Origin of the sequence: Pseudoalteromonas arctica A 37-1-2, from assembly GCF_000238395.3 — a bacterium.
Taxonomy (GTDB): Bacteria; Pseudomonadota; Gammaproteobacteria; order Enterobacterales; family Alteromonadaceae; genus Pseudoalteromonas; species Pseudoalteromonas arctica.
In genome coordinates this window covers 3570956-3596973 of the sequence record NZ_CP011025.1, presented here as the reverse complement: position 1 = coordinate 3596973, position 26018 = coordinate 3570956, and the positions used below count along the sequence as shown (strand labels likewise).

The following is a 26018-nucleotide window of genomic DNA, read 5'->3' as shown; positions in this document are numbered from 1 at the left end:
CTAATGGCTAAACCAGGTCAAGATACAAAAAGTGCACAAGGTGGACTTTCGGAATTGAAGCGCCGATTACTCTTCGTATTGGGTGCTATCATAATTTACCGTCTAGGTTCATTTGTGCCGATCCCTGGGATTGACGCCGCTGTACTTGCCGATTTCTTCGAGCAACAAAAGGGCACCATTGTTGAGATGTTCAACATGTTCAGTGGTGGTGCACTTGAGCGAGCTTCAGTGTTAGCACTGGGTATTATGCCGTATATCTCGGCTTCGATTATTACGCAACTATTAACGCATATGTATCCTCCGTTTATAGAGCTTAAGAAAGAAGGTGAGCAAGGGCGTAAAAAAATTAGCCAGTACACACGCTATGGCACGCTTGTGCTAGCTACTATTCAATCAATCGGTATTGCTTCTAGCTTACCGGGCATGATGGAGGGGTTAGTTGTTAACCCTGGTATGGGTTTCTATTTCACCGCAGTGGTGAGTTTAGTAACTGGTACTATGTTCCTTATGTGGTTGGGTGAACAAATAACAGAGCGTGGTATCGGTAACGGTATCTCTGTTCTAATATTTGTTGGTATTGTAGCTAACTTGCCGTCTGCTATTGGTTCGACAGTCGAAATGGCGCGCCAAGGTGATTTGAATGTTTTTGTACTGTTGATGGTTGCGGTAATCGTATTCGCTGTTACTTATCTTGTAGTGTTTTTCGAACGTGGACAACGTCGTATTGTTGTTAACTACGCTAAACGCCAACAAGGTCGTCAAGTATTTGCTGCTCAAAGCACGCATTTACCACTAAAAGTAAATATGGCGGGTGTTATTCCACCAATCTTCGCTAGCAGTATAATTCTGTTCCCTGGTACAATTGCTAGCTGGTTCGGCCAAGGTGAAGGTCCAGTCGCTGATGTATTACAAGCTGTTGCTACTACGCTGACCCCAGGTCAACCGTTGTACTCACTTGTTTTAGCTGCGGCTATTATCTTCTTCTGCTTTTTCTACACAGCGTTGGTTTTTAACCCACGTGAAACAGCAGATAACCTTAAGAAATCTGGCGCATTTATCCCAGGTATTCGTCCAGGTGAGCAGACATCTAAATACATTGATAAAGTGATGACACGCCTGACATTGGCAGGTGCTTTGTATATAACCTTTATCTGTCTGGTGCCTGAATTCATGACGATGGCGTGGCAAACGCCATTCTACTTCGGCGGTACATCAGTTTTGATTATCGTTGTAGTGATCATGGACTTTATGGCACAAGTACAGACTCACCTGATGTCTCATCAGTATGATTCTGTGCTGAAAAAAGCGAACCTTAAAGGCTACGGTCGATAAGGTCAGTTTACGGAGTTGAGCAATGAAAGTACGTGCTTCCGTTAAGAAAATATGCCGTAACTGTAAAGTTATTAAACGTGCTGGTGTAGTACGCGTAATTTGCAGTGAGCCTAAGCATAAGCAAAGGCAAGGTTAAGTAAACAGCGTGCAGGCTGAGTTTTCTCGGCCTGTGTTTTTAGTAGTAATTTGGTCTTCGTTTGAGTATCCTTACGGGCTTTTCAAACAGATGATTACCAAATTCGAATATAGGAGATGTGTTAGTGGCCCGTATTGCTGGCATTAACGTCCCTGATCATAAACATGCAGTTATTGGTTTAACAGCTATTTATGGCATAGGTAAGACTCGCTCTAAGGCTATCTTAGTAGCGACTGGTATCGCCGAAACCACAAAAATCGGTGAACTTTCAGACGAAATTCTTGACGTACTGCGTGATGCAGTTGGCAAGTACACTGTTGAAGGTGATCTTCGTCGTGAAGTTACTTTAAATATCAAGCGCCTTATGGACCTTGGTTGTTATCGTGGCCTACGTCACCGTCGCTCTTTACCACTACGTGGTCAAAGAACTAAGACTAACGCGCGCACCCGCAAGGGTCCTCGTAAGCCTATTAAGCGATAAGGGGATAGTATTATGGCTAAGACACCAATTCGTCGTAAAAAGGTTAAAAAACAAGTTGCTGATGGTATGGCTCATGTTCATGCGTCTTTCAACAACACTATTGTAACGATTACCGACCGTCAAGGTAATGCACTATCATGGGCTACTGCCGGTGGTTCAGGTTTCCGTGGTTCACGTAAATCTACACCATTTGCTGCTCAGGTTGCTGCAGAGCGTGCAGGTACTGCTGCTCAAGAATACGGTTTAAAAAATCTAGAAGTTTTCATCAAAGGTCCAGGTCCAGGTCGTGAATCTGCTGTACGTGCTTTGAATGCTGCTGGTTACCGTATTACCAACATTACTGACGTGACGCCTATACCACATAATGGTTGTCGTCCACCGAAGAAACGTCGCGTTTAACAATAGGTTAGGAGAAATAACATGGCAAGATATTTGGGCCCTAAGCTCAAGCTGAGTCGTCGTGAAGGTACTGACCTGTTCCTTAAGAGCGGCGTAAGAGCTATCGACTCTAAGTGTAAACTTGAGACTGCACCTGGTCAGCACGGCGCCCGTAAAGGTCGTTTATCTGATTACGGTTTACAATTACGTGAAAAGCAAAAAGTACGTCGTATATACGGTGTATTAGAAAAGCAATTCCGTAACTACTACAAAGAAGCTGCTCGCCTTAAAGGTAATACAGGTGAAAACTTGTTACAGCTTTTAGAGCAACGTTTAGACAATGTTGTATATCGCATGGGTTTTGCTAGCACACGTGCAGAAGCACGTCAGTTAGTAAGCCATAAAGCGATTTTAGTTAATGGTCGTGTTGTGAACATTCCTTCATACGTAATTACTCCAGAAGATACTGTTGTAATCCGTGAGAAGTCTAAGACACAAGCACGTATCATCGCTGCTCTAGAGTTGGCTGAGCAACGTGAAAAGCCGACTTGGGTTGAAGTTGACGGTAAGAAATTGGAAGGCAGCTTTAAGCGTCTACCTGAGCGTTCAGACCTGTCTGCGGACATTAATGAACAACTAATCGTCGAACTTTACTCTAAGTAAAGTTAAGAGTTAAGAGAGGATAAAATGCAGGGTTCTGTTACAGAATTTCTAAAACCAAGGTTAGTCGACATCGACGCTATCAACCCAACGCGTTCTAAAATAGTTTTAGAACCATTAGAGCGTGGCTTTGGCCATACTCTGGGTAATGCTTTACGCCGTATATTACTTTCATCTATGCCTGGATGTGCAGTAACTGAAGTTGAAATCGACGGTGTATTACATGAGTACAGCGCGAAAGAAGGCGTTCAAGAAGACATCATTGAAATACTATTAAACCTTAAAGGTTTAGCAGTAACGTTAGAAGGCAAAGATGAAGTTTTTCTGACCCTGACTAAATCTGGTGTAGGCCCTGTTACTGCGGCTGATATTCAGCACGATGGCGATGTAACAATTGCTAATCCAGATCACGTTATTTGTAATTTAACTACAAATAACAGCGAGATCAGCATGCGTATTCGTGTTGAACGTGGTCGTGGTTATGTGCCGGCATCTAGTCGTTTATCCTCTGATGACGATGAGCGTCCAATTGGTAGATTGTTGCTTGATGCATCATTTAGCCCAGTTGAACGTATTGCGTACTCGGTTGAATCAGCTCGAGTTGAGCAACGTACAGATTTAGACAAGTTAATCATTGATATGGAAACAAACGGCACTTTAGATCCAGAAGAAGCGATCCGCCGTGCGTCTACTATCTTAGCTGAGCAATTAGATGCATTCGTAGATTTACGTGATGTAACTGAGCCAGAAGAGAAAGAAGAGAAGCCAGAATTCGATCCTATTCTACTTCGTCCAGTTGATGACCTTGAATTAACAGTACGCTCAGCAAATTGTTTGAAAGCCGAGCAAATTCAATATATCGGTGATTTAGTTCAGCGCACTGAAGTTGAGCTTCTTAAAACACCTAATTTAGGTAAGAAGTCTCTAACTGAAATTAAAGACGTGCTAGCTTCACGTGGACTTTCTCTGGGCATGCGCCTAGAAAATTGGCCACCTGCAAGTTTAGCTGAATAATCTAAATCACTATATTAGTTTAGTTAGAAGGATAGGGTCATGCGCCATCGTAAGAGTGGTCGTCAATTAAACCGTAACAGTAGCCATCGTAAAGCGATGTTTAGCAATATGGCAGGTTCTTTGGTGAAACATGAAATCATCAAAACTACTTTGCCTAAAGCGAAAGAGTTACGTCGTGTAATTGAACCTTTAATCACACTGGCTAAGACTGACAGTGTAGCAAATCGCCGTTTAGCGTTTGCTCGCACGCGTGATAATGAAGTTGTTGGTAAATTATTCAGTGAAATCGGTCCACGTAACGCGGATCGTCCAGGTGGTTACACTCGTATTCTTAAGTGTGGCTTCCGTACTGGTGATAATGCACCAATGGCTTATATTGAACTAGTTGGTCGCCCAGCGACTAGCGAAGCAGTTCAAGAAGACGCACAGTCTGCAGAGTAAGTCTTAAAGAAACCTAAAAGCCGAGCCTATGCTCGGCTTTTTCTTGCCTAAAATTTGTCAAACTATATGAACCAGTAATTACCTTCTATTATGGGCAATGACTCATAGATTCTGAATTGATAAGTTGTTTTGACAGCTGCTTTAATAGCTCTATCTAATTACTCTTTATTTACCATTCATTCAAAATAGCCTATCAGATTCTAGTTAAAGATCATTTCCACTATATATTGTGATTTACAGCTATTAATAATACCGCCGCGAATTGAGCTACAATTAGAGCAATCCCTAACGAAGTTTCTACTTATAGAGCTGATTAAAAGATATAACGTGCGTACTCTTATAAATATACCGGTACTAAGAACCTCAGAGTAAAGTTAACCATTACGGCCTAAGTAAACTTCCTCCTAAAATATGTAAAACTATTATTAAACATAGGCTGATCAATTTAATTATCAGCTTCTGATTAATTTAAATGATAATAGGAATACGACTCTTGCTCTATTGGTTGTTTTTTCTGCATCGATGATCGAAATGTGTCTCTACCCGTTAGTAGTTGCCCAACTTTCATCTCAAATAGCTCTATGAACCTATTAATAATGGTAGTTTAGTTGTGTTTTTGAGCGTTTAGCTCAAATACTCAGCGAACAGCACATTATTTCAAGTTTTCTTCAAAAAAGGGTTGATCTGTTTTCGGATCTCCCTATAATGCGACCCCACTGAGACGGGAAACGCCAACGCCTAGCGAGGAGCGAACTACTCAGAGAGTTAAATAAAACTTCGGTTTAAATCTTCTAAAAAGAAAGTTTAAAACTAAGTGTTGACTCGAAAAATAAAGGGTGTATTATTCGCATCCCTTGAGACGCTAAAGCGACTCAAAACGTTCTTTAACAATATAAAGCAATCATCTGTGTGGGCACTCGTACAGATTGAGTTCTAACAGCCAACCTACTTAGGTAGCGAGGCAAACAAATTAGAGTCTCAATTGAAAACTGAGTGACCATATGTTATTAAAAGATTCAGCCTTGAGCTGTTTTGATTTCACTTTTTTAAAAGTGAAAGTAATAACGCACAGTCAATTCGTTTTTGGCAACAAAAACAAAAATTCAGAATTCATTGAGCTGTCGAAAGACATAAAACTTTTTAATTGAAGAGTTTGATCATGGCTCAGATTGAACGCTGGCGGCAGGCCTAACACATGCAAGTCGAGCGGTAACAGGAAGTAGCTTGCTACTTTGCTGACGAGCGGCGGACGGGTGAGTAATGCTTGGGAACATGCCTTGAGGTGGGGGACAACAGTTGGAAACGACTGCTAATACCGCATAATGTCTACGGACCAAAGGGGGCTTCGGCTCTCGCCTTTAGATTGGCCCAAGTGGGATTAGCTAGTTGGTGAGGTAATGGCTCACCAAGGCGACGATCCCTAGCTGGTTTGAGAGGATGATCAGCCACACTGGGACTGAGACACGGCCCAGACTCCTACGGGAGGCAGCAGTGGGGAATATTGCACAATGGGCGCAAGCCTGATGCAGCCATGCCGCGTGTGTGAAGAAGGCCTTCGGGTTGTAAAGCACTTTCAGTCAGGAGGAAAGCGTGGTGGTTAATACCCATCATGTGTGACGTTACTGACAGAAGAAGCACCGGCTAACTCCGTGCCAGCAGCCGCGGTAATACGGAGGGTGCGAGCGTTAATCGGAATTACTGGGCGTAAAGCGTACGCAGGCGGTTTGTTAAGCGAGATGTGAAAGCCCCGGGCTCAACCTGGGAACTGCATTTCGAACTGGCAAACTAGAGTGTGATAGAGGGTGGTAGAATTTCAGGTGTAGCGGTGAAATGCGTAGAGATCTGAAGGAATACCGATGGCGAAGGCAGCCACCTGGGTCAACACTGACGCTCATGTACGAAAGCGTGGGGAGCAAACGGGATTAGATACCCCGGTAGTCCACGCCGTAAACGATGTCTACTAGAAGCTCGGAGCCTCGGTTCTGTTTTTCAAAGCTAACGCATTAAGTAGACCGCCTGGGGAGTACGGCCGCAAGGTTAAAACTCAAATGAATTGACGGGGGCCCGCACAAGCGGTGGAGCATGTGGTTTAATTCGATGCAACGCGAAGAACCTTACCTACACTTGACATACAGAGAACTTACCAGAGATGGTTTGGTGCCTTCGGGAACTCTGATACAGGTGCTGCATGGCTGTCGTCAGCTCGTGTTGTGAGATGTTGGGTTAAGTCCCGCAACGAGCGCAACCCCTATCCTTAGTTGCTAGCAGGTAATGCTGAGAACTCTAAGGAGACTGCCGGTGATAAACCGGAGGAAGGTGGGGACGACGTCAAGTCATCATGGCCCTTACGTGTAGGGCTACACACGTGCTACAATGGCGCATACAGAGTGCTGCGAACTCGCGAGAGTAAGCGAATCACTTAAAGTGCGTCGTAGTCCGGATTGGAGTCTGCAACTCGACTCCATGAAGTCGGAATCGCTAGTAATCGCGTATCAGAATGACGCGGTGAATACGTTCCCGGGCCTTGTACACACCGCCCGTCACACCATGGGAGTGGGTTGCTCCAGAAGTAGATAGTCTAACCCTCGGGAGGACGTTTACCACGGAGTGATTCATGACTGGGGTGAAGTCGTAACAAGGTAGCCCTAGGGGAACCTGGGGCTGGATCACCTCCTTATACGATTTAGAACTTATTTGTTCGTAGTGTCCACACAGATGATTGTTAATTAGTGCTTGTCCCTTTGGGATGACTAATTAATATGCTCTTTAAAAATTTGGAAAAGCTGATAATAAAATTCTGATGAATACATTGTATTTATCAAGAGTTTTCAAAAGTAAAAAAAGAATGGTAGCAGTACCATTCAGTGCCATTTAGTTAACTCTTAGGAGTTGATTGATTGGTATCTACTTTAGTATTCAATATTGACTTCTGGCGAAGTTAAACTGTCACAAAACAAAGACCCGTTTGGGTTGTATGGTTAAGTGACTAAGCGTACACGGTGGATGCCTTGGCAGTTGGAGGCGATGAAGGACGTATTAACTTGCGATAAGCTTAGTCAAGCTAGTAAAAAGCGCTTGAGACTAAGATTTCCGAATGGGGAAACCCACCTGCTTGCAGGTATCGTTAACTGAATACATAGGTTAACGAGGCGAACGCGGAGAACTGAAACATCTAAGTACCCGTAGGAAAAGAAATCAACCGAGATTCCGAAAGTAGCGGCGAGCGAAATCGGAACAGCCCTTAAGCTTATTATGTGTTAATGGAAGGCTGCTGGAAAGCGCCACGATACAGGGTGATAGTCCCGTACATGAAAAGACATTTTAAGTGAAATCGAGTAGGTCGGAGCACGTGAAACTTTGACTGAATATAGGTGGACCATCATCTAAGGCTAAATACTCCCAACTGACCGATAGTGAACCAGTACCGTGAGGGAAAGGCGAAAAGAACCCCTGTGAGGGGAGTGAAATAGAACCTGAAACCGTGTACGTACAAGCAGTAGGAGCCCACTTGTTGGGTGACTGCGTACCTTTTGTATAATGGGTCAGCGACTTATATTTTGTAGCGAGGTTAACCGAATAGGGTAGCCGTAGGGAAACCGAGTCTTAACTGGGCGAATAGTTGCAAGGTATAGACCCGAAACCCGGTGATCTAGCCATGGGCAGGTTGAAGGTTGAGTAACATCAACTGGAGGACCGAACCCACTAACGTTGAAAAGTTAGGGGATGACCTGTGGCTAGGAGTGAAAGGCTAATCAAACCGGGAGATAGCTGGTTCTCCCCGAAATCTATTTAGGTAGAGCCTCGGACGAATACTTACGGGGGTAGAGCACTGTTAAGGCTAGGGGGTCATCCCGACTTACCAACCCTTTGCAAACTCCGAATACCGTAAAGTAATATCCGGGAGACACACGGCGGGTGCTAACGTCCGTCGTGAAGAGGGAAACAACCCAGACCGCCAGCTAAGGTCCCAAAGTCATAGTTAAGTGGGAAACGATGTGGAAAGGCCCAGACAGCCAGGAGGTTGGCTTAGAAGCAGCCATCCTTTAAAGAAAGCGTAATAGCTCACTGGTCGAGTCGGTCTGCGCGGAAGATGTAACGGGGCTAAACTATGCACCGAAGCTGCGGATTCAGAATTTATTCTGAGTGGTAGGGGAGCGTTCTGTAAGCCGTTGAAGGTGTACCGGGAGGTATGCTGGAGGTATCAGAAGTGCGAATGCTGACATGAGTAACGATAATGGGAGTGAAAAACTCCCACGCCGGAAGACCAAGGGTTCCTATCCCATGTTAATCAGGGTAGGGTAAGTCGACCCCTAAGGCGAGGCCGAAAGGCGTAGTCGATGGGAAACAGATTAATATTTCTGTACTCGATATAATTGCGATGGGGGGACGGAGCAGGCTAAGCAAGCATAGCGTTGGTAGTCTATGTGAAAGTGAGTAGGGCGTTTGTTTAGGTAAATCCGGACAAACACTAAACCTGAGACACGAGACGAGTCACTACGGTGATGAAGTTGCTGATGCCATACTTCCAGGAAAAGCCTCTAAGCTTCAGATTATATGGAATCGTACCCCAAACCGACACAGGTGGTCAGGTAGAGAATACTAAGGCGCTTGAGAGAACTCGGGTGAAGGAACTAGGCAAAATCGTACCGTAACTTCGGGAGAAGGTACGCTCCTATCTGTGATGAGACTTGCTCTCTAAGCGGACGGGAGCCGCAGTGACCAGGTGGCTGGGACTGTTTATTAAAAACACAGCACTGTGCAAAATCGCAAGATGACGTATACGGTGTGACACCTGCCCGGTGCCGGAAGGTTAATTGATGGGGTTATCCTTAGGGAGAAGCTCTTGATCGAAGCCCCGGTAAACGGCGGCCGTAACTATAACGGTCCTAAGGTAGCGAAATTCCTTGTCGGGTAAGTTCCGACCTGCACGAATGGTGTAACCATGGCCACGCTGTCTCCACCCGAGACTCAGTGAAATTGAAATCGCAGTGAAGATGCTGTGTACCCGCGGCTAGACGGAAAGACCCCGTGAACCTTTACTACAGCTTGGCACTGAACATTGAACCTACATGTGTAGGATAGGTGGGAGACTTTGAAGCAGCGACGCTAGTTGTTGTGGAGTCAACCTTGAAATACCACCCTTGTAGTTTTGATGTTCTAACGTTGGCCCCTGAATCGGGGTTACGGACAGTGCCTGGTGGGTAGTTTGACTGGGGCGGTCTCCTCCTAAAGAGTAACGGAGGAGCACGAAGGTTGGCTAAGTACGGTCGGACATCGTACGGTTAGTGTAATGGTAGAAGCCAGCTTAACTGCGAGACAGACACGTCGAGCAGGTACGAAAGTAGGTCATAGTGATCCGGTGGTTCTGAATGGAAGGGCCATCGCTCAACGGATAAAAGGTACTCCGGGGATAACAGGCTGATACCGCCCAAGAGTTCATATCGACGGCGGTGTTTGGCACCTCGATGTCGGCTCATCACATCCTGGGGCTGAAGTCGGTCCCAAGGGTATGGCTGTTCGCCATTTAAAGTGGTACGCGAGCTGGGTTTAGAACGTCGTGAGACAGTTCGGTCCCTATCTGCCGTGGGCGTTTGAGAATTGAGAGGGGTTGCTCCTAGTACGAGAGGACCGGAGTGAACGAACCGCTGGTGTTCGGGTTGTCATGCCAATGGCATTGCCCGGTAGCTACGTTCGGAACTGATAAGCGCTGAAAGCATCTAAGCGCGAAGCAGGCCTCGAGATGAGTTCTCACTAGACTTTTAAAGTCTCTGAAGGGCCGTTGAAGACTACAACGTTGATAGGCAAGATGTGGAAGTGGTGTGAGCCATTAAGCTAACTTGTACTAATTACCCGTGAGGCTTAACCATACAACGCCAAACGCGTTTTATGTGATAGTGAAACAAGCGAAGAAGTTAATATGACTAAAGTAGATATTACTTAGAAAGACTTAAAAAATATTATCAGATATTTTCCAAATTCAAGAGGTGACTCTTAGCGCGTAGCGTTAAAGTTGAGGCACCTTGCGCAAAGAAAATGGTAGCACTACGTGCTTGTCATTGATTCTTTGCACCTAATTTGCTTGGTGACAATAGCGTTTTGGACCCACCTGACTCCATGCCGAACTCAGTAGTGAAACGAAACAGCGCCGATGATAGTGTAGCATTTGCTATGTGAAAGTAGGACATTACCAGGCTTCAAATTGTAGAAAGCCCGAATCTAACGATTCGGGCTTTTTTACGTCTGCAAAAAAGTGAAATATGGGTAACTAACATTACGCACTCGATTTCTCTCCAATTTATCTAAATGTACAAGTCGAGCAGAATAGCTCCTTACTTCAGTACTAAAGTTTATAACCAAATCTAAAGACTATTTAAAATAGTCCGTAAGCTTGAGTTTCTTCACTTTCAGATTCTTCTAGTTGTGTTGGTTTAAATATTACGCTTGGATCAATTAATACACTGTGCTTTTGTGAAAGCTTGATTAATCCTCGCATCATATTTTTAGTTTGTGGGTCTAGATCAAAACCGACCTCAGTGAGCTTATCTAGTGGTTTAATGTCTTCTTTTTTATAGTCGATATTATCTTCGACTTTATCTACCAATAACCCTACGTGTGGGTTTAAGCCGTCTTTAGTGGTAAAAACAATAATAGGTTTATAGTCTAAGGTTATTTGCTCTTTAGCTGATTCGAATAAACGCTCTAGCTGAATTAGGTTACTACGCTTAATTTTTTCGAGCAGAGCTGATACTTGTTTATAATCGCTTTGATTATGAGCTGATATAGCTTCTTTTACCGTTTCTAGCAATGATTGGAAAGGTTCGTTAAGTCGAGACATTGTTAGTTTTAAGTCTTCATTATCGGTGTTGAACTCTTTGTAAAACAGAACAAAATCTTGTAGTTCTGCATCATTGCTTGAAATAGAAGCCGAGCTATTTAGCAAGTTACTTTGAAGGGTATTGAACCAGTTTAATAGTTTTTCTTGCCATGTTCTTAGTTGTTTTAGTACATGCGCATTACTTTGTTCGGTTGAGATATTATTTAAAATAATACCTAAATCAAACACAGGCGTTGGTATATCCATATAATCTTTAACACCAATAAAGCTTTTATTATTGTTGGGTAAAGTTGTTAGATTATTGTCAAAGCGTTCTGTTAATAAAATATCGAGTATTTTAAGTGAAATTGTTTTGCAGCCCACTTTAAAGTTTATTAATTCCATGCCTTTATCTTAATTTACCTGTTAATGCTTTAAGGATAGAACAAATTAAATAAATAGCTTAAAGATGGATAAGATTTAATAGAGATAGGTAACTAGGAGTTATTAGATGGCACTAGTGAGGTTTTTTATGGCACGTTTAAAGTGATTCTCAAGCTGCTTTTTTCCTAATAAACCTAAGTGTTGAATCACTTTTTCATTACATTCATTTTGCAGCACTAACTTTATTAAAAGTTGTTTATCAGACTCTGTTAATTGAGACATACAAGAAGGAGACTGATTCACTACCTGCCAGAGAGTCGCAGAGATATTAAATTGAGTGAAGTTACTGTTTACGAGCAAGGCTAATCGTTCGCGAGTCTCGGGGCTTACTAACTCATCGCTAAATCCTTCAATTAAAATACTTACAAGTTGCCAGTCTAGTGTTTTAAAATTTGTTAAAAGAGCATAAAAAAAGTCGTTTTTAAACTGCTTTTTCAAAGGTTGGATAATTGCACTTTTATTGCTTAAGCATTTAACCACAAGCGCTGAATGTTCAGCTGTGCTTTTATCGCGTTGATAACCCAGTTTTACGGTATCAAACCCTTTTTTTTGCCAAAAGTTAAGTAGCTGCGCTGTTGCGCCAAAGCTTGCACCAAACCAACTACATTGGCTTTTTACTTGCGACTCGCAATAGCTAAGTAGCTTTTTACCAAAACCCATATTGTGAGAACTCGGATCAATCGCTATTCGTACAACGCGAGCGCTCAACTGTGTTAAGTAGTCATTATTAAAACTAAGTTGTGAGAGGGTTTGAGCCATTAAATGACCCTGTGGGCGGCGCTCTCCGCTTATAACCTGTAGAGCAAGTTCTTCACTTAAACCACCTTCTATTGCGATTAAACATACACCAACTAATTGATTGTTAATTTTGCTGATGAATATTCGTTGCGATGGTGCGTCTAGTAGTTGGCGTAAATCGTTTACACTACTTTGATAGTGAGCCAATGCAAGCAGGGCAATAACTTGTTGCAGTAAAGGCTCATTGTTTACAAGGGATTGCTGAGTTATTTCGCTATGAACTGGCTGCTCTAATTGCTCACTACTTAACTCTTTATATTGTGCATCGAGTGCAAGCAAGGTGCGAATGTGCTTCTCGAGGGGATCGTGTTTGGCAAAACGCAGTGGCTCATCAAGCGTTACAACTTTAGAGGCTTTATAGTGCGCTTTTATATAGTTACTAAAGCGAATGGTGTAACCCCTACCATTGCCCTCATACCCAACCAGTGTACTTGCAAAGACTATACGAGGGTAATGAGCTAGCATTTTTAGCAATAACGGAACAGGGATCGCGGCAGCTTCATCAATGAGTAATAAATCGCACTCAGGTAATGCATTTAATAACGCGTCAGGTGCAACGTAGTGCAAGTTGGCGAGCTGTTTATGTTCAGCGTTGTATTGAAGGCTCAGCTCGTTGGCTAAATGTTTAAAGCTACTATGGGTCGCTTTAAACTGAGTGCTGCAAATAATTACTTTTTTATCAGTCAATTTTGCGGCAGCTAAGCCAAGTGCTGCCGACTTGCCTCTACCTCTATCGGCATTAATGAGTAAAGGTCTGTTGGCACGGCCATTAGCTACTTTTACTATTTGTTCAACGCAGTTTTGCTGTGGTAGATAATCAATTTTATTATCCGTAACAGAGCTGACGAGATTACTAATACAGCCATTTTTTTCACTAAAATGAAAAGCGGGTAATTGCTTAATAATAGCCGCGAAACGTTGATTAAATAAACTGTAGTCAATACTCTGACCGTGTGATTGCACTGTACTTAATGAGGGGTCTTGCCAAGAGGCTAAATCATTTAATTCGGGCAGTAATAAAAACAGTATACCGCCTGCTTTAACGGTGCCGGTAAGTGCTGCAAGTTTATCAGGGTGTAAACCACTAAAACCATCGTAAACAGCATGAGCAAATTCTTGCCCTAAAATTTGGTGAGTGCGAGTAGGCCAGTACGAATTTTTAATCGCGCACTGCTTTGATACAACAAGTGTATTGTTTTCATCTATTAATGAGTTAAGTAATTCATAACACCAAGCAGGGCTACCCGTAATCAACACTAGCTGACGATGATACGCGCCAGCTAGTTGTTGTTCTAACTCATTTAGGTGAGCTTTATACAGCTTGTAATCGTGCATAGGCCGTTACTAACCATTTACTGCCAAGGTCGTCAAAGTTAACTTGTACGCGAGATTGCGCGCCACTGCCTTCGTAATTAAGTACGGTACCAACACCAAACTTAGCATGCAAAACTCGTTGTCCTAAGTTAAAGCCACTGTCTTCAAATGCTGCATGGCTAACTGATGCACTAAAACGCCCGGCGGCAGGCGGGCGAGAAACCTGTGTTTTAATACGGATTTCTTCTACGCAGTCCTCAGGTATTTCGCGTAAAAAGCGTGATGGGCTATGGTATTTTTCTTGCCCGTATAAGCGGCGACTCTCAGCATGGCTAATGTATAACTTATCCATTGCTCGTGTCATGCCTACATAACAAAGGCGGCGCTCTTCTTCTAAGCGACCCGACTCTTCGTTACTTTGCTGAGAAGGGAACATGCCTTCTTCTACGCCCACCATAAACACTAACGGAAACTCTAATCCTTTCGCTGAGTGAAGTGTCATCATTTGAACAGCGTCTTCGTGTTCTTCTGCCTGCCCTTCACCTGACTCAAGTGATGTATGTGCTAAAAAGCCTTGTAAAGGCGAGCTGTATTCTTCGTCTTCAGGAAGTTCGTACTGGTCACATGCGCTAATTAGTTCTTCTAAGTTTTCTACGCGAGCACGGCCTTTTTCACCTTTTTCAGCTTGGTACATTGCCATCAAGCCTGAGGTTTGAATTGTGTACTTGGCTTGCTCATGCAAAGTTAGATCGCTAATTTTATCTTCTATTTGTTCAACTAGTTCTACAAACTTACTTACTGCACCAGAAGCACGACCAGATAAATGCTGTTGTTCTACAATTGCTTTTGCGGCATACCAAAGCGGTAATGATTCTGCTCGTGCACAATCACGTATATGGCTCAATGTTTTATCACCAATACCGCGTGCTGGCGTATTAATTACACGTTCAAACGCGGCATCGTCTTGACGATTACCCACTAGACGTAAGTACGAAAGCGCATCTTTAATTTCTTGTCGTTCGAAGAATCGCATACCACCATAAATACGGTATTTTAAGCCTTCTTGCAGCATGGCCTCCTCGAGTACACGAGATTGCGCGTTACTACGGTATAAAATTGCGGCATCTTGTAGGGCATTACCTGCATTTAACCAGCTTCGTAGTTTGCTACTTACAAAGCGTGCTTCGTCTAACTCATTAAATGCTGCATAAATAGAGATTGGCTCGCCGTCGTTACCGTCGGTCCACAAGCTTTTACCCATACGTTCTGAGTTATTTTGAATTAATGCGTTGGACGCTTTCAAAATAGTCGCGGTTGAACGGTAGTTTTGTTCAAGGCGAATGGTTTCTGCACTGAAGTCAGTTAAAAAACGTTTAATGTTTTCGATTTTAGCACCACGCCAACCATAAATGCTTTGGTCATCGTCGCCTACAATCATAATGCTGTTAGTATCGCCAGCAAGTAACTTTAACCAAGCATATTGAATGGTATTTGTATCTTGGAACTCGTCTACGAGCATATGTGCAAAGCGTTGCTGATAATGACGTAGTAACGTAGGGTTATTTTTTAATACTTCGTAGCTGCGTAGTAATATTTCAGCAAAATCAACTAGGCCCGCTCTATCACAGGCCTCTTGATAGGCGGCATAAACACGCAGCATCATTTGCTCGTTAATATCGTATGCTTGAATATCTTTAGGGCGAAGTGCTTCATCTTTTTTGGCGCTTATGTACCAGCCAAATTGTTTAGCAGGCCATTTTTTATCATCAATATTCATCGATTTTAATAAGCGCTTGATCATCCGAAGCTGATCGTCAGAGTCTAAAATTTGAAAGGCTTCAGGTAAGTTAGCTTCACGGTGATGAGCACGTAAAATACGATGCGATAAACCATGGAAAGTACCAATCCACATACCACCTACAGGCGCTTTGAGTGTTTCTTCAACGCGGCCACGCATTTCTTTAGCGGCTTTATTAGTAAAGGTAACTGCAAAAATACTGTAAGCGGAGGCTTGCTCAACTTGCATAAGCCACGCAATACGATGAACTAACACTCGTGTTTTACCAGACCCAGCACCTGCTAATACCAGCATGTTTTGTAGTGGGGCTGCAACGGCATCGCGTTGTTTGTCATTTAAGCCATCGAGTAATTGTGAAACGTCCATCGTTACGCCTTTTTAATCAATATTGTGGGCAGTATAACAGGTGTTTTTGTTAGGCTAAATAAAATACTGTTTTTATAAACAGCTATTTATAAAATAGTGTTCAAAACGAGTAACTTGCTAATTAATTGAGCGAATAGAAAAGTGCAAACACATAACAAAAATTGCTAATTTGACCTAAAGTTAGCAATTTTTACTAACTCTCTAAATCTAGACTAATTTAACTATTTGATTTGTAAGCTTTAATAAATTGGCATAGAGTGTGTAAGTAAATAATTATAAAATCAAATAAATACAGAGGTTAGTATGGCAGATCAAGGTTCTGGCGGTAACGTAATCGCAGCATTATGTAATATATTTTTTCCTGGTTTAGGGCAGTTAGTGCAAGGGCGTATTTTAGCGGCTATATTTTTTGCACTCGCTATTATAATAAGTTACGCACTAATTTATGTGCTTGTAGGCTTTGTACTTGTGCCTATTATTTACTTATGGTCGATTATTGACGCAGCGCGTTATAGATCGCGAAGTTAACGGTTTTCAAGTTGAGTAAAATAGCGCCCATGTGGCGCTATTTTACTTTATATGTCCTGTGGTTTACGGGCGTTTACGTATATAATTACGCAATTAAAGATTTACAGGCAAACCCTATGGAATATCAATTTATTCGCGACCCTATTAGTGGGCTACGTATTAAAATAAGCAGTGAACACGCTATTATTGGTCGCTGGCTAAACGAAGAAATAGGCAAAGACAAAGTAGCCATGGTGCAAGCGCTTATTGCATCGGTGAGTTCAAGCTATGAGCCGCTAACGCTAAAAGGCCAAGAAATAGATTTAATATTAACGAAAGACGAAGCATTATTTGAAGCCCATGCGCTTCATCAAGACAGCGAAGACCTAATAGCGTATCAAGATGACGATTTAGCGCTTGAAGAAAATGGTTTAAGTAGTGGTTGTGGCTTTGAAGATTTCATTGATTTAATTGATTCATGGCATGAGTTTACGACGTCACGATAAACATAACTAGCACACTAATAAAAATATACAGCAATGCACAATCAGCATTTTATCTGTATTATTACACCAACGAACATTACGCCAATCAAAACGACAGGAACTGATATGTCTGCCAATTTAAACAAGCTAGTAGTGATGCTAGAAATGCAAAACGCCATGAATACTAAAGTACATGAGCAATGGTTTACTCAAGGGTTTGAATGGTACCGCGCTATTTGGGTTGAGTGTGCTGAAATGTTGGATCATCATGGTTGGAAATGGTGGAAAAAACAAACACCAGATACTGAACAAGTTATTTTAGAGTTGGTTGATATTTTTCATTTTGGTCTATCGCTTAGAATTGACGGCGAAACTAGCTACGAAGACTTAGCAAAGCAACTTGAAACTGAGCTTAGTAATGCTCAACAAGCTGATGACTTTAAACAAACACTAGAGATATTAGCGGCTTCTGCAGTTGCAGATAAAACGTTTAATGCAGGTGCCTTTGCCGGCTGTATGGCGCAAATGGGTATGGATATTGATGATTTATATCGCGGCTACGTAGGTAAAAACACGTTAAACTTTTTCCGCCAAGATCACGGTTACAAAGATGGTAGCTATATTAAAGAATGGAATGGGCAAGAAGATAACGAGCATTTAGTTGAAGTAGTTAAAAGCCTTGATACAGAACATGCAGATTTTGCAAAGTTAGTATATCAAGGGCTAGAAGCGCGTTACCCAAAAATTTAAGTCACGTAAGTTGAGTTAGATAATCTTACGATAGTCGGTAACACTTAGGTAATCGGCTATTTCGTTATGTGGTTGTTGGCTATCTGGGTTAGCAACTGCAAGTAAGTGCTCAATGCCGTATTCTCGTGCGGCATTCAAAACCGGCACACTGTCATCTACAAACAAAGTGCGCTGCTTATTAAATCCTAAGTCTTTTTGTACTTGGTGCCACAAACTTTGTTGCTCTTTACTTACTCCATATTCATGAGTCGACACTACGCCATCTAGGTAGTTATCAATCGCTGTATGCTCAAATTTAAGCATGACACTCTCAGGGTGGGCGTTGGTAAGTAAAATTAACTCTTTGCCTGCTTTTTTAAGCTCAGTTAAAAAATGAGGTACGTCTTCGCGCATTTTAATTAAATGCTGAGACTCTCGTTTAAGCTCCATTATAGGCAAGCTTAATTGCTGCTCCCAATAATCTAAACAATACCACTGTATTTGACCGCTCACAGCTTGATAGCGTTTTAAAATATCTGCTTTAGCTGCATCTAGGCTAATGCCCCTTGCTAATGCGTGTTGCGCAGGAATAACGTTAAGCCAAAAATGACTGTCGTAATGTAAATCGAGTAATGTTCCATCCATGTCGAGCAAAACGGTATCGATTTTTGACCAATTTAACATAGGAATTTCAACTTATAAGGTTTATTATTGAACTAACTGCCATGATAGCAAATTAACGCCAATGACACAGAAAAAGCACCCAACACCACCACAAATCCTCAGTAACAATGTTGTCGCTAAAAGCCGCCTGTTTACTGTGGAGTCTTTAGAGCTAAAGTTTTCTAATAACGAAGAGCGCCAGTATGAGCGAATTCGCGGCGGTGGCCGGGGAGCAGTGATGATTGTTCCGTTAAGTGCAGACAACGAATTACTACTTGTACGTGAATACTGTGCGGGCACAAACGATTACCAGTTAGGTTTTCCTAAAGGCTTAATCGATCCGGGCGAAACGCCAGAGCAAGCTGCTAACAGAGAGCTTAAAGAAGAAATTGGCTTTGGTGCTGAGTATTTTAAACCATTAAGAACAGTAACAATGGCGCCGAGTTACTTTAATGCCACTATGCATATTTTATTTGCTAAGCAATTATACCCACAAACCCTTATTGGCGACGAACCAGAGCCGCTTGTTGTTGTTAAGTGGCCATTAACTCAGTGGCAGTCATTATTAGACCAAGAAGATTTTACCGAAGCACGCAGTGTTGCAGCTTTGCTATTATTAGATAAGTATTTAGCGTCTGGAGCTGCCGATGAATAAATTAATCGAACCGTGTATTGAATTAGCTGAGCGTGCTGGCGATGCAATTATGGCCATTTATAAAAAAGGCGATATTGGCCAACAAGAGAAATCAGATAACACGCCTGTTACCAAAGCTGACTTAGCAGCAAATGACGTACTGGTTGCTGGATTAAAAATCTTAGCGCCCGATATCCCAATTATGTCGGAAGAAACACCTATACCAGCACTCGCCGACAGACAGGATTGGCAGCGTTATTGGTTACTCGATCCGATGGATGGTACAGGCGAGTTTATTTTAGAAAGTGGCGACTTTGCAGTAAACATTGCATTGATTGAAAATAATCATCCTGTGCTTGGCGTTATTCATTGGCCTGCAAAGGGTGTGACTTATTTTGCTACAGCTAAAAATGGTGCCTTTAAACGTGAAAACTCAATTGATAAGCAAATATCTGTAGCGCCACCAGAGAACTTGACGCTTGCAGTGAGTCGCCGCCAAAAAATAGAAGCGGTGAGTCAGTATTTAAATAGTCAGTTTACAACCATTGCTATTGGTTCGTGCTCATTAAAAGCTTGTACTGTTGCAGAGGGCAAAGCAGATTGTTTTTTAAGAATTGGTCCAACGGGAGAGTGGGATACAGGTGCTTCACAAGTTATTGTTGAAGAAGCTGGTGGGTGTATTACCGATGCAGAATTTAATCCGCTAACGTACAACCAACGCGAGAGTACTGAGAACCCTGACTTTATAGTGATGGGACATCCAGACTGGGAATGGCAAAAAATGATTAATCCGCATCAAAGGTTGAGTGCAGAATAGCAATTTGATTGCTTTTTGTTCGGTTAAACAACTTTAATTAGTTTAGGCCTTGCATTAAATGTTTATTCCTATATAGTAGCGCTCTCTTCAAGGCAGGCTCGTAAATATTACGAAAATGTTTTAAAGAAATTACAGGCGCGGGATGGAGCAGTCTGGTAGCTCGTCGGGCTCATAACCCGAAGGTCGTCGGTTCAAATCCGGCTCCCGCAACCAATTTTCTAATGTTGGTTACTGTAATAACTCTAGCTTAAGAGATAAAATAAAGTAGTCGATAGACTTAAAATATACAGGCGCGGGATGGAGCAGTCTGGTAGCTCGTCGGGCTCATAACCCGAAGGTCGTCGGTTCAAATCCGGCTCCCGCAACCAATTTTTTTATAAAAATTTAGTGTATTAGGTAGTTTTAAAAGGTCGTCGGTTCACTCTTCACCTTCACAGCTCCCGCAATAAATTTTTTAATTGGAAGCCAAGTTGTAATGTAAGCAACTTTAAACAAGTCTACAAATTTCAGGCGCGGGATGGAGCAGTCTGGTAGCTCGTCGGGCTCATAACCCGAAGGTCGTCGGTTCAAATCCGGCTCCCGCAACCACTGAAATTAAATACCTAAAAAAGTTAAAAACAAAATAACACTCTTTACTGAGTAATTTTTTGCGTCTGCAGTTTAATAAATTATTATGAATTTAAACTCACCGTTACTGCGCAAAACACTTTGCATAAGTAAGCGAAGGTCGTCGGTTCGCTTTTTACAAACTCAAGCTCCCGCAACCACCGAAATTAAATACCTAAAAAGTTAAAACAAAATAGCACTCTTTATCGAGTGATTTTTTGCGTCTGCAGTTTAATGAATTCCTATAATTATAAAACTCACCGTTACTACGCAAAATACTCTGCATAAGTAAGCGAAGGTCGTCGGTTCGCTTTTTACAAACCCAAGCTCCCGCAACCACTGAAATTAAATATCTAAAAATTTAAAACAAAATCGCACTCTTTATCGAGTGATTTTTGTGTCAGCAGTTTGATAAAATACCTTATATTCTGCTTTATTTAATGACTTTACTCTAATATCTGTGACGTTTAACAAATAACTTATTTTTTAAAAAAGAGTATTTTATGTTAAAACGGTTAAAAGATTTTAAGTAACAATACACATCACATGACAGAACTTTATCACTGGTTTGATTTAATAGGCATTGCGGTGTTTGCTGTGTCGGGCACTTTGCTAGCGTACGAAAAAAAAATGGATGGCTTTGGAGTCGTAGTTTTAGCGACGGTAACTGCTATTGGTGGTGGTACAGTGCGAGATCTAATTTTAGATGTTCCTGTGTTTTGGTTACACGATCAAAGTTACTTTTTTGCCATACTAGCTTCAGTATTTGTTACAACACGCCTTATAAATAAACAAAAGCCGATACCTCATTATATTTTACAAACAGCGGATGCGTTTGGTTTAGCTTTTTTTGCAGTAATGGGGGCGCAAAAAGCGCAGCTTGTTGGTATGCCCGATATGACAGCGGTAATTATGGCTGTAATTACAGGCTGCTTTGGTGGATTAATTCGAGACGTGCTTGCACGCGAGATCCCTATGCTATTAAAAGGTGAGCTTTACGCTATTACCTGTATAGCGGGTGGCACTGTTTATACGCTTGGCATTAGTTTTTCGTTAGTAACCGAAATGGCGATGGTATTAGGTATGTTAATGACCTTATTACTTCGTTTAGCTGCTATAAAATGGCAAATCACATTACACGTTTTTAAATATCCTGACTAAACTGGTGTAATCACACCATTTACTAGGATAAGGAATGTCGTTAGCTCGTATATTTTCTCGTGCTCAAGTGGGTATAAATGCCCCTGAAGTTATTGTAGAAGTTCACCTAGGAAATGGTTTACCCGCTTTTCATATAGTAGGCCTGCCCGAAGCGTCCGTTAAAGAATCAAAAGATAGAGTACGTAGCGCACTCGAAAACTCACAATTTGGTTTTCCCGATCAACGAATAACTGTAAATTTAGCCCCTGCTAAATTGATTTACATGTAATTCATAGGGGGGAGTTGTTCGATAATATATCATGAAGCTATATAAGTTTGCTGGTGGTCAAAATAGCCTAATAGCTATAATTTGTCTGCCTAACTCTAAAGCTCTGCTTATGCGCTATAAAAACTTTTTAAGTTTGCCCATTTATTCCCAATGTTTTTAATATAAGCTCTATTTGCTGCTGAATTATTTCAGCCGCTTTGCAATCTGCTTCCTTTTTTAAGTTTCGTTTAAGTCTTTTTAGACGAATATTAAATGATCTCCACTCTTTAAATGATAATCGCGTCTTCACTTTTTTATCTTCTATAAGTCTTTTCATAATCGCACCATAGTCATGAGTCATGAGTTGAATATTTGATATCTACATAGTCCTCTTTAAAGAGGTTACTTTTTTCAATATCACGAGCTTTGTTTAAATCATTAAGAATGACTTTTGAGTAAAATGAGATTGCTTCTATACCGTATACTTTTTGTAAAAGCTCTTTCTCATCATGAGAGACATATATGAGATTTGAGTCTAAATTCTCAAGTAATGAATTTATAGCGCTGTTGAGATCGGAATTATTCATTAATCTTAAAGCTCCATTTTTTGCACTGTTTGAAATTCGAAAACTAACTTTATTAACTCTTGGCTCTTTGCCTTGCTTTGGCCTTCCAATATTTTTTTTCATACTTTGATTGTTTATCTGAATATTTACATATGAATATTTAGCTGCTTACTTAGGCAGGCGTAATTCAAGCTAAAGTGAATATTGGCTAGTTCGCTTAATTATAAATAACGGACTACTTTAAAAAGGGCTAATTTATAACTTTACATACTGATTAAACGGACCAATACTTAACATACTGAATTAACGAACTAGTGCAAAGCCATGAAATGTTTCTTATATATGAGAGTATCGACTGTTCAACAAAATATTGAACGACAAGAGAAAGTGCTACTAGATTATGCCAAAGACAATAACTTAACTGTCAGCGACCGCTACTATTGGGAAAAAGAATCGGGTGCGAAACTAGAAAGGCCTCAGTTAATGGCATTATTGGATTTTGCACAAATAGGTGATGCAATCATAGTCGAGCAGGTTGACAGATTATCAAGGCTTAATGCGAGCGATTGGGAATTGTTGAAAGCTAAGATTAAAGAAAAAGATTTATTAATACTATCGCCAGAGTTACCTAGTATTACAGGTATGATAGATAAAGATAATAGGATTCTATCAATGATTGGTTCCTTCTTATCAGATCTAGTATTAGAACTATTGGTTTCAACTGCTCGTAAGGATCTTGAAGATAGAAAACGTAGATGCGATGAAGGTCGTAAAATAGCACAAGCGAAAGGTGTTAAAATGGGTCGTCCTACGAATATAGAGCTACAAAATAAGATCCGAGAATTGTTGCTTGATGGGATGTCATGGTCACGTATTCAAAAGTTATTATCATGTAGTCGTTCAACAATACAGAAAGTAAGAAAGAGTATTGATGATAGTGAGTTGAGTGAGTTGTGAAATGACTTTGGGGCTAAATTGAAGTATTTAACCTTTTATTTGGAGGACCTCTCTTTGAGTTCCTCTTCACTGCTCGCCATGGAATGAACGAGTGCAATCTTTCTAAATAATAGTCTGGATTATGTATACACGTGAAATGAAATAAATATATCAGAATTATCTGATTCATTATCCAAGTTGTGTAATCACTATTTTTGTCAAAGTTTCTTGCAATAAGATCAAAATAAGCATCTCTAAAGAAGGAAGAGACGTATCTTGGGTGCTTACTAACATTTTCCTTTAGAGAAATAACCATTTTCTCTAAAATATGTATATTGTTATAAAACTCTGAGTTCATCCGACTATTTGACAAGCTAAGTATCCGTTGTGATGAGCGGTTGCATGAAACTACATCGAAGAAGGCTATTACCCTTCCTCAAAATCAATAAATCAGTTTAGTGCTACATAAAAACAAGTAGGCAATCTAAACTCCAAAAATTATAAAATAAACTCAATTAAAAATTTGATAAACCTTATTAATATTTTAAATTTAACAAAACGTCTATCTATAAGTACTTTTTTATCTCTGTTTTTGGACCTCCAAATAAAAATAATTACGCTAAAGGTGCTCCATAAAACTATTGCTACGTGTGAAAAGTAATAATGAATTTCAAAGTTTGAAATCTTATACTCAACAAGTACCAACCAAAAGAGCAATTTCAATAAATTGATTAAAAATTTTCCTATTTTCCTCATGACTAAATCCTAGTTACGAGGAAAGGAATGCTGACTTATTAATTAACAGATACTAGCATTTTTAATATATGGGCAATAAAATATAAGTCAACCCGATATAAGAGTGGTTTGTACTAGAGGAGTATCTCGTAGATTGGGCTTATATGAGCCATAAAGGTGTTGCTTAAACTTTTTAAATTAGTTGTAATGGTATGGTAAAGCAGGGATAGCTTAGAAATAGCATCCCATCTAATTCTTTTAAAAGCCTTTCCCTATAAAATAACTGATCATTTATGCATTTAGACGATTACGTAGCCTAGACTGCTTCTTATAAATATCAAAACAGTATGTTTATTCTAGAAGTTTTATATAAAGAAAAGTTTTAGATATAACAGCACGGAATGATTTCGTGAGGATAGCTAGCGAAACGAATAACGCAAAAGTGGAGATGCCGAATATATGAATACGGTGAAAAAATTAAGAGAGTGTAATTATTGCAAAATATATAACCCAAGACACCATAAGTATTCACCCTCCTCAATCGAGAGCCGTCAAATTTAAAAATATAGTTCAATAGATGATGAAATATACCCAGAAATTTACAAAATAGGTGTTTTAGTGAAAAAGTATTCGTTTGCTAGTTTTTTGATTGTTGCTCTGACTTTTATGTCTCTATTAGCTATCTTCAAAGCAGAATCAGGTTTTTTTATAGGCAACATAATTCCAGAAATGATTGGGGTATGTATTGAACTTTTAATTATTATTTTTGTGCTCGAAAAATGGCAAAAGCAAGAAGAAAAGAATAAAAGCATCAAAGTAGAAAGGCGTTTGCGAGAATTTCTTATTTTCTTTTTAAAACATAACTTTAAAGATTTTCCAGAGTCTTGTCAGTTGGGGGATTTTTATGGGAAAAACCATCAGCAAAATCAAGAAAGCATCGATAATTTAATTAATCATATAGAGCAAAATGGTTTAAAAGAAAGTACTGTTTTACAGGTCCAAAGCTACTGTGAAAGTGAAAAAGAAATATTTAATAACTTAATTCCAGTAGCGTCAGATTTAACAAATGATCACTTTAAATCATGGGTGAGAATTGCGTTTTTTATGAATGCTATTTCTGCTAAAAGTGAAACGACAAGCCATGCTTCACTAAAAATCCTCCAAAATATAAAAAGATTTGATTATGAATCACATCATAGCGGTTTATATGTCGGTGCTGAGTGATATAAAGAACATAGCTGGCATATGTAAGCTTTGATTAACCTTATATTTGAGGTAAGAAGTTAAGTTATAGTTTATTAACTCAGTACAAACCATTTAAGCTTTTTCTAGATATCAAATAAGTTTTTTTGAGTAGACTTGTATTTATTTGCGTCAGCATGACTAACTAATTCGACCTTTTGCCCTAATAAAGAGAAGTTTTCTATATTTAACGGTTTAACGTATAAAAAACTTTCTTTATTATGATTTCTAATTTGTAAACGCAATTCCATTAATAAGCGCCCTAGGGCATTCACACCTTGATATATATTATTTCCATGTGGTTTAGCACCCCAAAAGTCATCTTTAGATGAGACCTCCACAATATCAATACTATTAGTACTAAGTAATATCTTAGAAAAAACATCCCAATTTTGAGCTAGCTTAACTCTAAGAACCCATTTCATGATAAGAATACGAACATCCATCCAATCATCTCTTGTATTTCCTATATGAGGTTTTGTGACCTTTTTGGCAATCATTGGACTACTTTGTTCGATAATTTTACTTTGTAGCTCAGGATAGCTAGGAAATCTACAAGCCTGATACAGCGCTTCTGCGCTTCTTATTGGGGTATTGTTAACAACAAGGGGAAAGCCCGAACACATGTTAGATAATTCCCCCCATTTTTCGTTAGTAACTTTAAATGAGGCTACATTTTTTGAGTTATACTGCCTAGTATTGGCATGGTTCATG

General features: G+C 40.5%; 22 protein-coding genes, 3 tRNA genes, 3 rRNA genes and 1 pseudogene. 22 read left to right on the top strand and 7 right to left on the bottom strand.

Annotated features, from left to right (window positions below):
• Positions 1-3 precede the first annotated feature (3 nt).
• The 10 genes from secY to rrf all read left to right on the top strand — a co-directional run bounded on the left by secY (position 4) and on the right by rrf (position 10635).
• Positions 4-1332, top strand: a complete 1329-nt coding sequence (gene secY, locus PARC_RS16360) for a preprotein translocase subunit SecY (RefSeq protein WP_007584663.1) — start codon at positions 4-6, stop codon at positions 1330-1332.
• A gap of 22 nt (positions 1333-1354) precedes the next feature.
• Complete coding sequence (rpmJ, locus tag PARC_RS16355) at positions 1355-1468, top strand: 50S ribosomal protein L36 (RefSeq protein WP_002959476.1); 114 nt, start codon at positions 1355-1357, stop codon at positions 1466-1468.
• A gap of 124 nt (positions 1469-1592) precedes the next feature.
• Entirely contained in the window at positions 1593-1949 is a 357-nt protein-coding gene (gene rpsM, locus PARC_RS16350) for a 30S ribosomal protein S13 (RefSeq protein WP_007584664.1), read from the top strand.
• Between the two features lie 12 nt (positions 1950-1961).
• The gene (gene rpsK / locus PARC_RS16345) at positions 1962-2348 is read left to right on the top strand and encodes a 30S ribosomal protein S11 (protein ID WP_002959471.1); all 387 of its coding nucleotides are present in this window, start codon (positions 1962-1964) and stop codon (positions 2346-2348) included.
• Between the two features lie 21 nt (positions 2349-2369).
• A complete protein-coding gene (gene rpsD / locus PARC_RS16340; RefSeq protein ID WP_002959461.1) occupies positions 2370-2990 on the top strand; it encodes a 30S ribosomal protein S4 in 621 nt (206 codons plus the stop codon).
• Between the two features lie 24 nt (positions 2991-3014).
• Positions 3015-4001, top strand: a complete 987-nt coding sequence (locus PARC_RS16335) for a DNA-directed RNA polymerase subunit alpha (protein ID WP_002959452.1) — start codon at positions 3015-3017, stop codon at positions 3999-4001.
• A gap of 39 nt (positions 4002-4040) precedes the next feature.
• Positions 4041-4442, top strand: a complete 402-nt coding sequence (rplQ, locus tag PARC_RS16330) for a 50S ribosomal protein L17 (protein ID WP_002959450.1) — start codon at positions 4041-4043, stop codon at positions 4440-4442.
• A 1141-nt stretch (positions 4443-5583) separates the two neighbouring features.
• A 16S ribosomal RNA gene (locus PARC_RS16325) occupies positions 5584-7119 on the top strand.
• Between the two features lie 299 nt (positions 7120-7418).
• A 23S ribosomal RNA gene (locus PARC_RS16320) occupies positions 7419-10309 on the top strand.
• A gap of 211 nt (positions 10310-10520) precedes the next feature.
• A 5S ribosomal RNA gene (gene rrf / locus PARC_RS16315) occupies positions 10521-10635 on the top strand.
• The 16S, 23S and 5S rRNA genes sit together here, the layout of an rRNA operon.
• A gap of 177 nt (positions 10636-10812) precedes the next feature.
• On the opposite strand, the gene PARC_RS16310 is transcribed toward rrf, so the two are convergent.
• The 3 genes from PARC_RS16310 to uvrD all read right to left on the bottom strand — a co-directional run bounded on the left by PARC_RS16310 (position 10813) and on the right by uvrD (position 15976).
• Positions 10813-11661, bottom strand: coding sequence for a hypothetical protein (locus PARC_RS16310; protein WP_007586559.1), 849 nt, complete (start codon positions 11659-11661; stop codon positions 10813-10815).
• 102 nt (positions 11662-11763) lie between these two features.
• Positions 11764-13833, bottom strand: coding sequence for a tRNA(Met) cytidine acetyltransferase TmcA domain-containing protein (locus PARC_RS16305; protein ID WP_010554327.1), 2070 nt, complete (start codon positions 13831-13833; stop codon positions 11764-11766).
• Positions 13811-15976: a DNA helicase II gene (gene uvrD, locus PARC_RS16300; RefSeq protein WP_007586555.1), complete on the bottom strand. Its 2166-nt coding sequence runs from the start codon at positions 15974-15976 to the stop codon at positions 13811-13813. Before uvrD ends, PARC_RS16305 begins: the two co-directional genes overlap by 23 nt.
• A gap of 303 nt (positions 15977-16279) precedes the next feature.
• On the opposite strand from uvrD, the gene PARC_RS16295 reads away from it, so the two are divergent.
• From PARC_RS16295 to PARC_RS16285, 3 genes are all read left to right on the top strand, one after another.
• The gene (locus tag PARC_RS16295) at positions 16280-16504 is read left to right on the top strand and encodes a hypothetical protein (protein ID WP_002963009.1); all 225 of its coding nucleotides are present in this window, start codon (positions 16280-16282) and stop codon (positions 16502-16504) included.
• A 116-nt stretch (positions 16505-16620) separates the two neighbouring features.
• The gene (locus PARC_RS16290) at positions 16621-16989 is read left to right on the top strand and encodes a YacL family protein (protein ID WP_024592461.1); all 369 of its coding nucleotides are present in this window, start codon (positions 16621-16623) and stop codon (positions 16987-16989) included.
• Positions 16990-17094: 105 nt separating this feature from the next.
• Positions 17095-17718 carry a dUTP diphosphatase gene (locus tag PARC_RS16285; RefSeq protein WP_007586550.1) on the top strand — a complete coding sequence of 208 codons (624 nt, stop codon included), beginning with the start codon at positions 17095-17097 and terminating at the stop codon, positions 17716-17718.
• Between the two features lie 15 nt (positions 17719-17733).
• Here the strand turns inward: PARC_RS16285 and yrfG are convergent, their stop codons facing one another.
• On the bottom strand, positions 17734-18381 hold the full coding sequence (gene yrfG / locus PARC_RS16280; RefSeq protein ID WP_007378908.1) for a GMP/IMP nucleotidase: 648 nt from the start codon (positions 18379-18381) through the stop codon (positions 17734-17736).
• Positions 18382-18442: 61 nt separating this feature from the next.
• Here yrfG and nudE point away from each other — a divergent pair, with 61 nt between their 5' ends.
• The 7 genes and pseudogenes from nudE to PARC_RS16245 form a co-directional block, all read left to right on the top strand.
• Positions 18443-19015, top strand: coding sequence for an ADP compounds hydrolase NudE (gene nudE / locus PARC_RS16275; protein ID WP_007586548.1), 573 nt, complete (start codon positions 18443-18445; stop codon positions 19013-19015).
• The gene (gene cysQ / locus PARC_RS16270) at positions 19008-19811 is read left to right on the top strand and encodes a 3'(2'),5'-bisphosphate nucleotidase CysQ (RefSeq protein ID WP_010554329.1); all 804 of its coding nucleotides are present in this window, start codon (positions 19008-19010) and stop codon (positions 19809-19811) included. The genes nudE and cysQ overlap by 8 nt, the downstream gene beginning before the upstream one ends.
• Positions 19812-19947: 136 nt before the next feature.
• Positions 19948-20024: transfer RNA gene (locus PARC_RS16265), tRNA-Met, on the top strand.
• A 78-nt stretch (positions 20025-20102) separates the two neighbouring features.
• Positions 20103-20179, top strand: a tRNA-Met gene (locus PARC_RS16260).
• 143 nt (positions 20180-20322) lie between these two features.
• Positions 20323-20399, top strand: a tRNA-Met gene (locus PARC_RS16255).
• 564 nt (positions 20400-20963) lie between these two features.
• Entirely contained in the window at positions 20964-21578 is a 615-nt protein-coding gene (locus PARC_RS16250; protein WP_007587018.1) for a trimeric intracellular cation channel family protein, read from the top strand.
• A gap of 34 nt (positions 21579-21612) precedes the next feature.
• Positions 21613-21834: pseudogene (locus PARC_RS16245) on the top strand (magnesium chelatase domain-containing protein); the annotation flags it as partial.
• A 139-nt stretch (positions 21835-21973) separates the two neighbouring features.
• Here the strand turns inward: PARC_RS16245 and PARC_RS16240 are convergent.
• Positions 21974-22162 (bottom strand): hypothetical protein, encoded by a 189-nt coding sequence (locus PARC_RS16240; protein ID WP_010554331.1) that lies wholly within the window; start codon positions 22160-22162, stop codon positions 21974-21976.
• Between the two features lie 13 nt (positions 22163-22175).
• Positions 22176-22514 (bottom strand): hypothetical protein, encoded by a 339-nt coding sequence (locus PARC_RS16235; RefSeq protein ID WP_010554332.1) that lies wholly within the window; start codon positions 22512-22514, stop codon positions 22176-22178.
• Between the two features lie 219 nt (positions 22515-22733).
• Between PARC_RS16235 and PARC_RS16230 the strand changes: the two genes are divergently transcribed.
• Both PARC_RS16230 and PARC_RS16220 read left to right on the top strand, forming a co-directional pair.
• Positions 22734-23348, top strand: coding sequence for a recombinase family protein (locus PARC_RS16230; RefSeq protein ID WP_010554333.1), 615 nt, complete (start codon positions 22734-22736; stop codon positions 23346-23348).
• A 1332-nt stretch (positions 23349-24680) separates the two neighbouring features.
• Positions 24681-25286: a hypothetical protein gene (locus PARC_RS16220; RefSeq protein WP_010554335.1), complete on the top strand. Its 606-nt coding sequence runs from the start codon at positions 24681-24683 to the stop codon at positions 25284-25286.
• A gap of 104 nt (positions 25287-25390) precedes the next feature.
• Here PARC_RS16220 and PARC_RS16215 read toward each other — a convergent pair whose 3' ends face one another.
• Positions 25391-26017 (bottom strand): NADAR family anti-phage protein, encoded by a 627-nt coding sequence (locus PARC_RS16215; protein WP_010554336.1) that lies wholly within the window; start codon positions 26015-26017, stop codon positions 25391-25393.
• Between the last annotated feature and the right edge of the window lies 1 nt (position 26018).

Coding starts and splice junctions, on each gene's coding strand:
- secY (WP_007584663.1), top strand. CDS start 4: ATGGCTAAACCAGGTCAAGATACAAAAAGTGCACAAGGTGGACTTTCG.
- PARC_RS16215 (WP_010554336.1), bottom strand. CDS start 26,017: ATGAACCATGCCAATACTAGGCAGTATAACTCAAAAAATGTAGCCTCA.
- PARC_RS16230 (WP_010554333.1), top strand. CDS start 22,734: ATGAGAGTATCGACTGTTCAACAAAATATTGAACGACAAGAGAAAGTG.
- PARC_RS16250 (WP_007587018.1), top strand. CDS start 20,964: ATGACAGAACTTTATCACTGGTTTGATTTAATAGGCATTGCGGTGTTT.
- rpsK (WP_002959471.1), top strand. CDS start 1,962: ATGGCTAAGACACCAATTCGTCGTAAAAAGGTTAAAAAACAAGTTGCT.
- PARC_RS16305 (WP_010554327.1), bottom strand. CDS start 13,833: ATGCACGATTACAAGCTGTATAAAGCTCACCTAAATGAGTTAGAACAA.
- PARC_RS16290 (WP_024592461.1), top strand. CDS start 16,621: ATGGAATATCAATTTATTCGCGACCCTATTAGTGGGCTACGTATTAAA.
- rpsD (WP_002959461.1), top strand. CDS start 2,370: ATGGCAAGATATTTGGGCCCTAAGCTCAAGCTGAGTCGTCGTGAAGGT.
- uvrD (WP_007586555.1), bottom strand. CDS start 15,976: ATGGACGTTTCACAATTACTCGATGGCTTAAATGACAAACAACGCGAT.
- PARC_RS16335 (WP_002959452.1), top strand. CDS start 3,015: ATGCAGGGTTCTGTTACAGAATTTCTAAAACCAAGGTTAGTCGACATC.
- PARC_RS16295 (WP_002963009.1), top strand. CDS start 16,280: ATGGCAGATCAAGGTTCTGGCGGTAACGTAATCGCAGCATTATGTAAT.
- PARC_RS16285 (WP_007586550.1), top strand. CDS start 17,095: ATGTCTGCCAATTTAAACAAGCTAGTAGTGATGCTAGAAATGCAAAAC.
- PARC_RS16310 (WP_007586559.1), bottom strand. CDS start 11,661: ATGGAATTAATAAACTTTAAAGTGGGCTGCAAAACAATTTCACTTAAA.
- nudE (WP_007586548.1), top strand. CDS start 18,443: ATGACACAGAAAAAGCACCCAACACCACCACAAATCCTCAGTAACAAT.
- PARC_RS16235 (WP_010554332.1), bottom strand. CDS start 22,514: ATGAAAAAAAATATTGGAAGGCCAAAGCAAGGCAAAGAGCCAAGAGTT.
- rpmJ (WP_002959476.1), top strand. CDS start 1,355: ATGAAAGTACGTGCTTCCGTTAAGAAAATATGCCGTAACTGTAAAGTT.
- cysQ (WP_010554329.1), top strand. CDS start 19,008: ATGAATAAATTAATCGAACCGTGTATTGAATTAGCTGAGCGTGCTGGC.
- yrfG (WP_007378908.1), bottom strand. CDS start 18,381: ATGTTAAATTGGTCAAAAATCGATACCGTTTTGCTCGACATGGATGGA.
- rplQ (WP_002959450.1), top strand. CDS start 4,041: ATGCGCCATCGTAAGAGTGGTCGTCAATTAAACCGTAACAGTAGCCAT.
- PARC_RS16240 (WP_010554331.1), bottom strand. CDS start 22,162: ATGAAAAGACTTATAGAAGATAAAAAAGTGAAGACGCGATTATCATTT.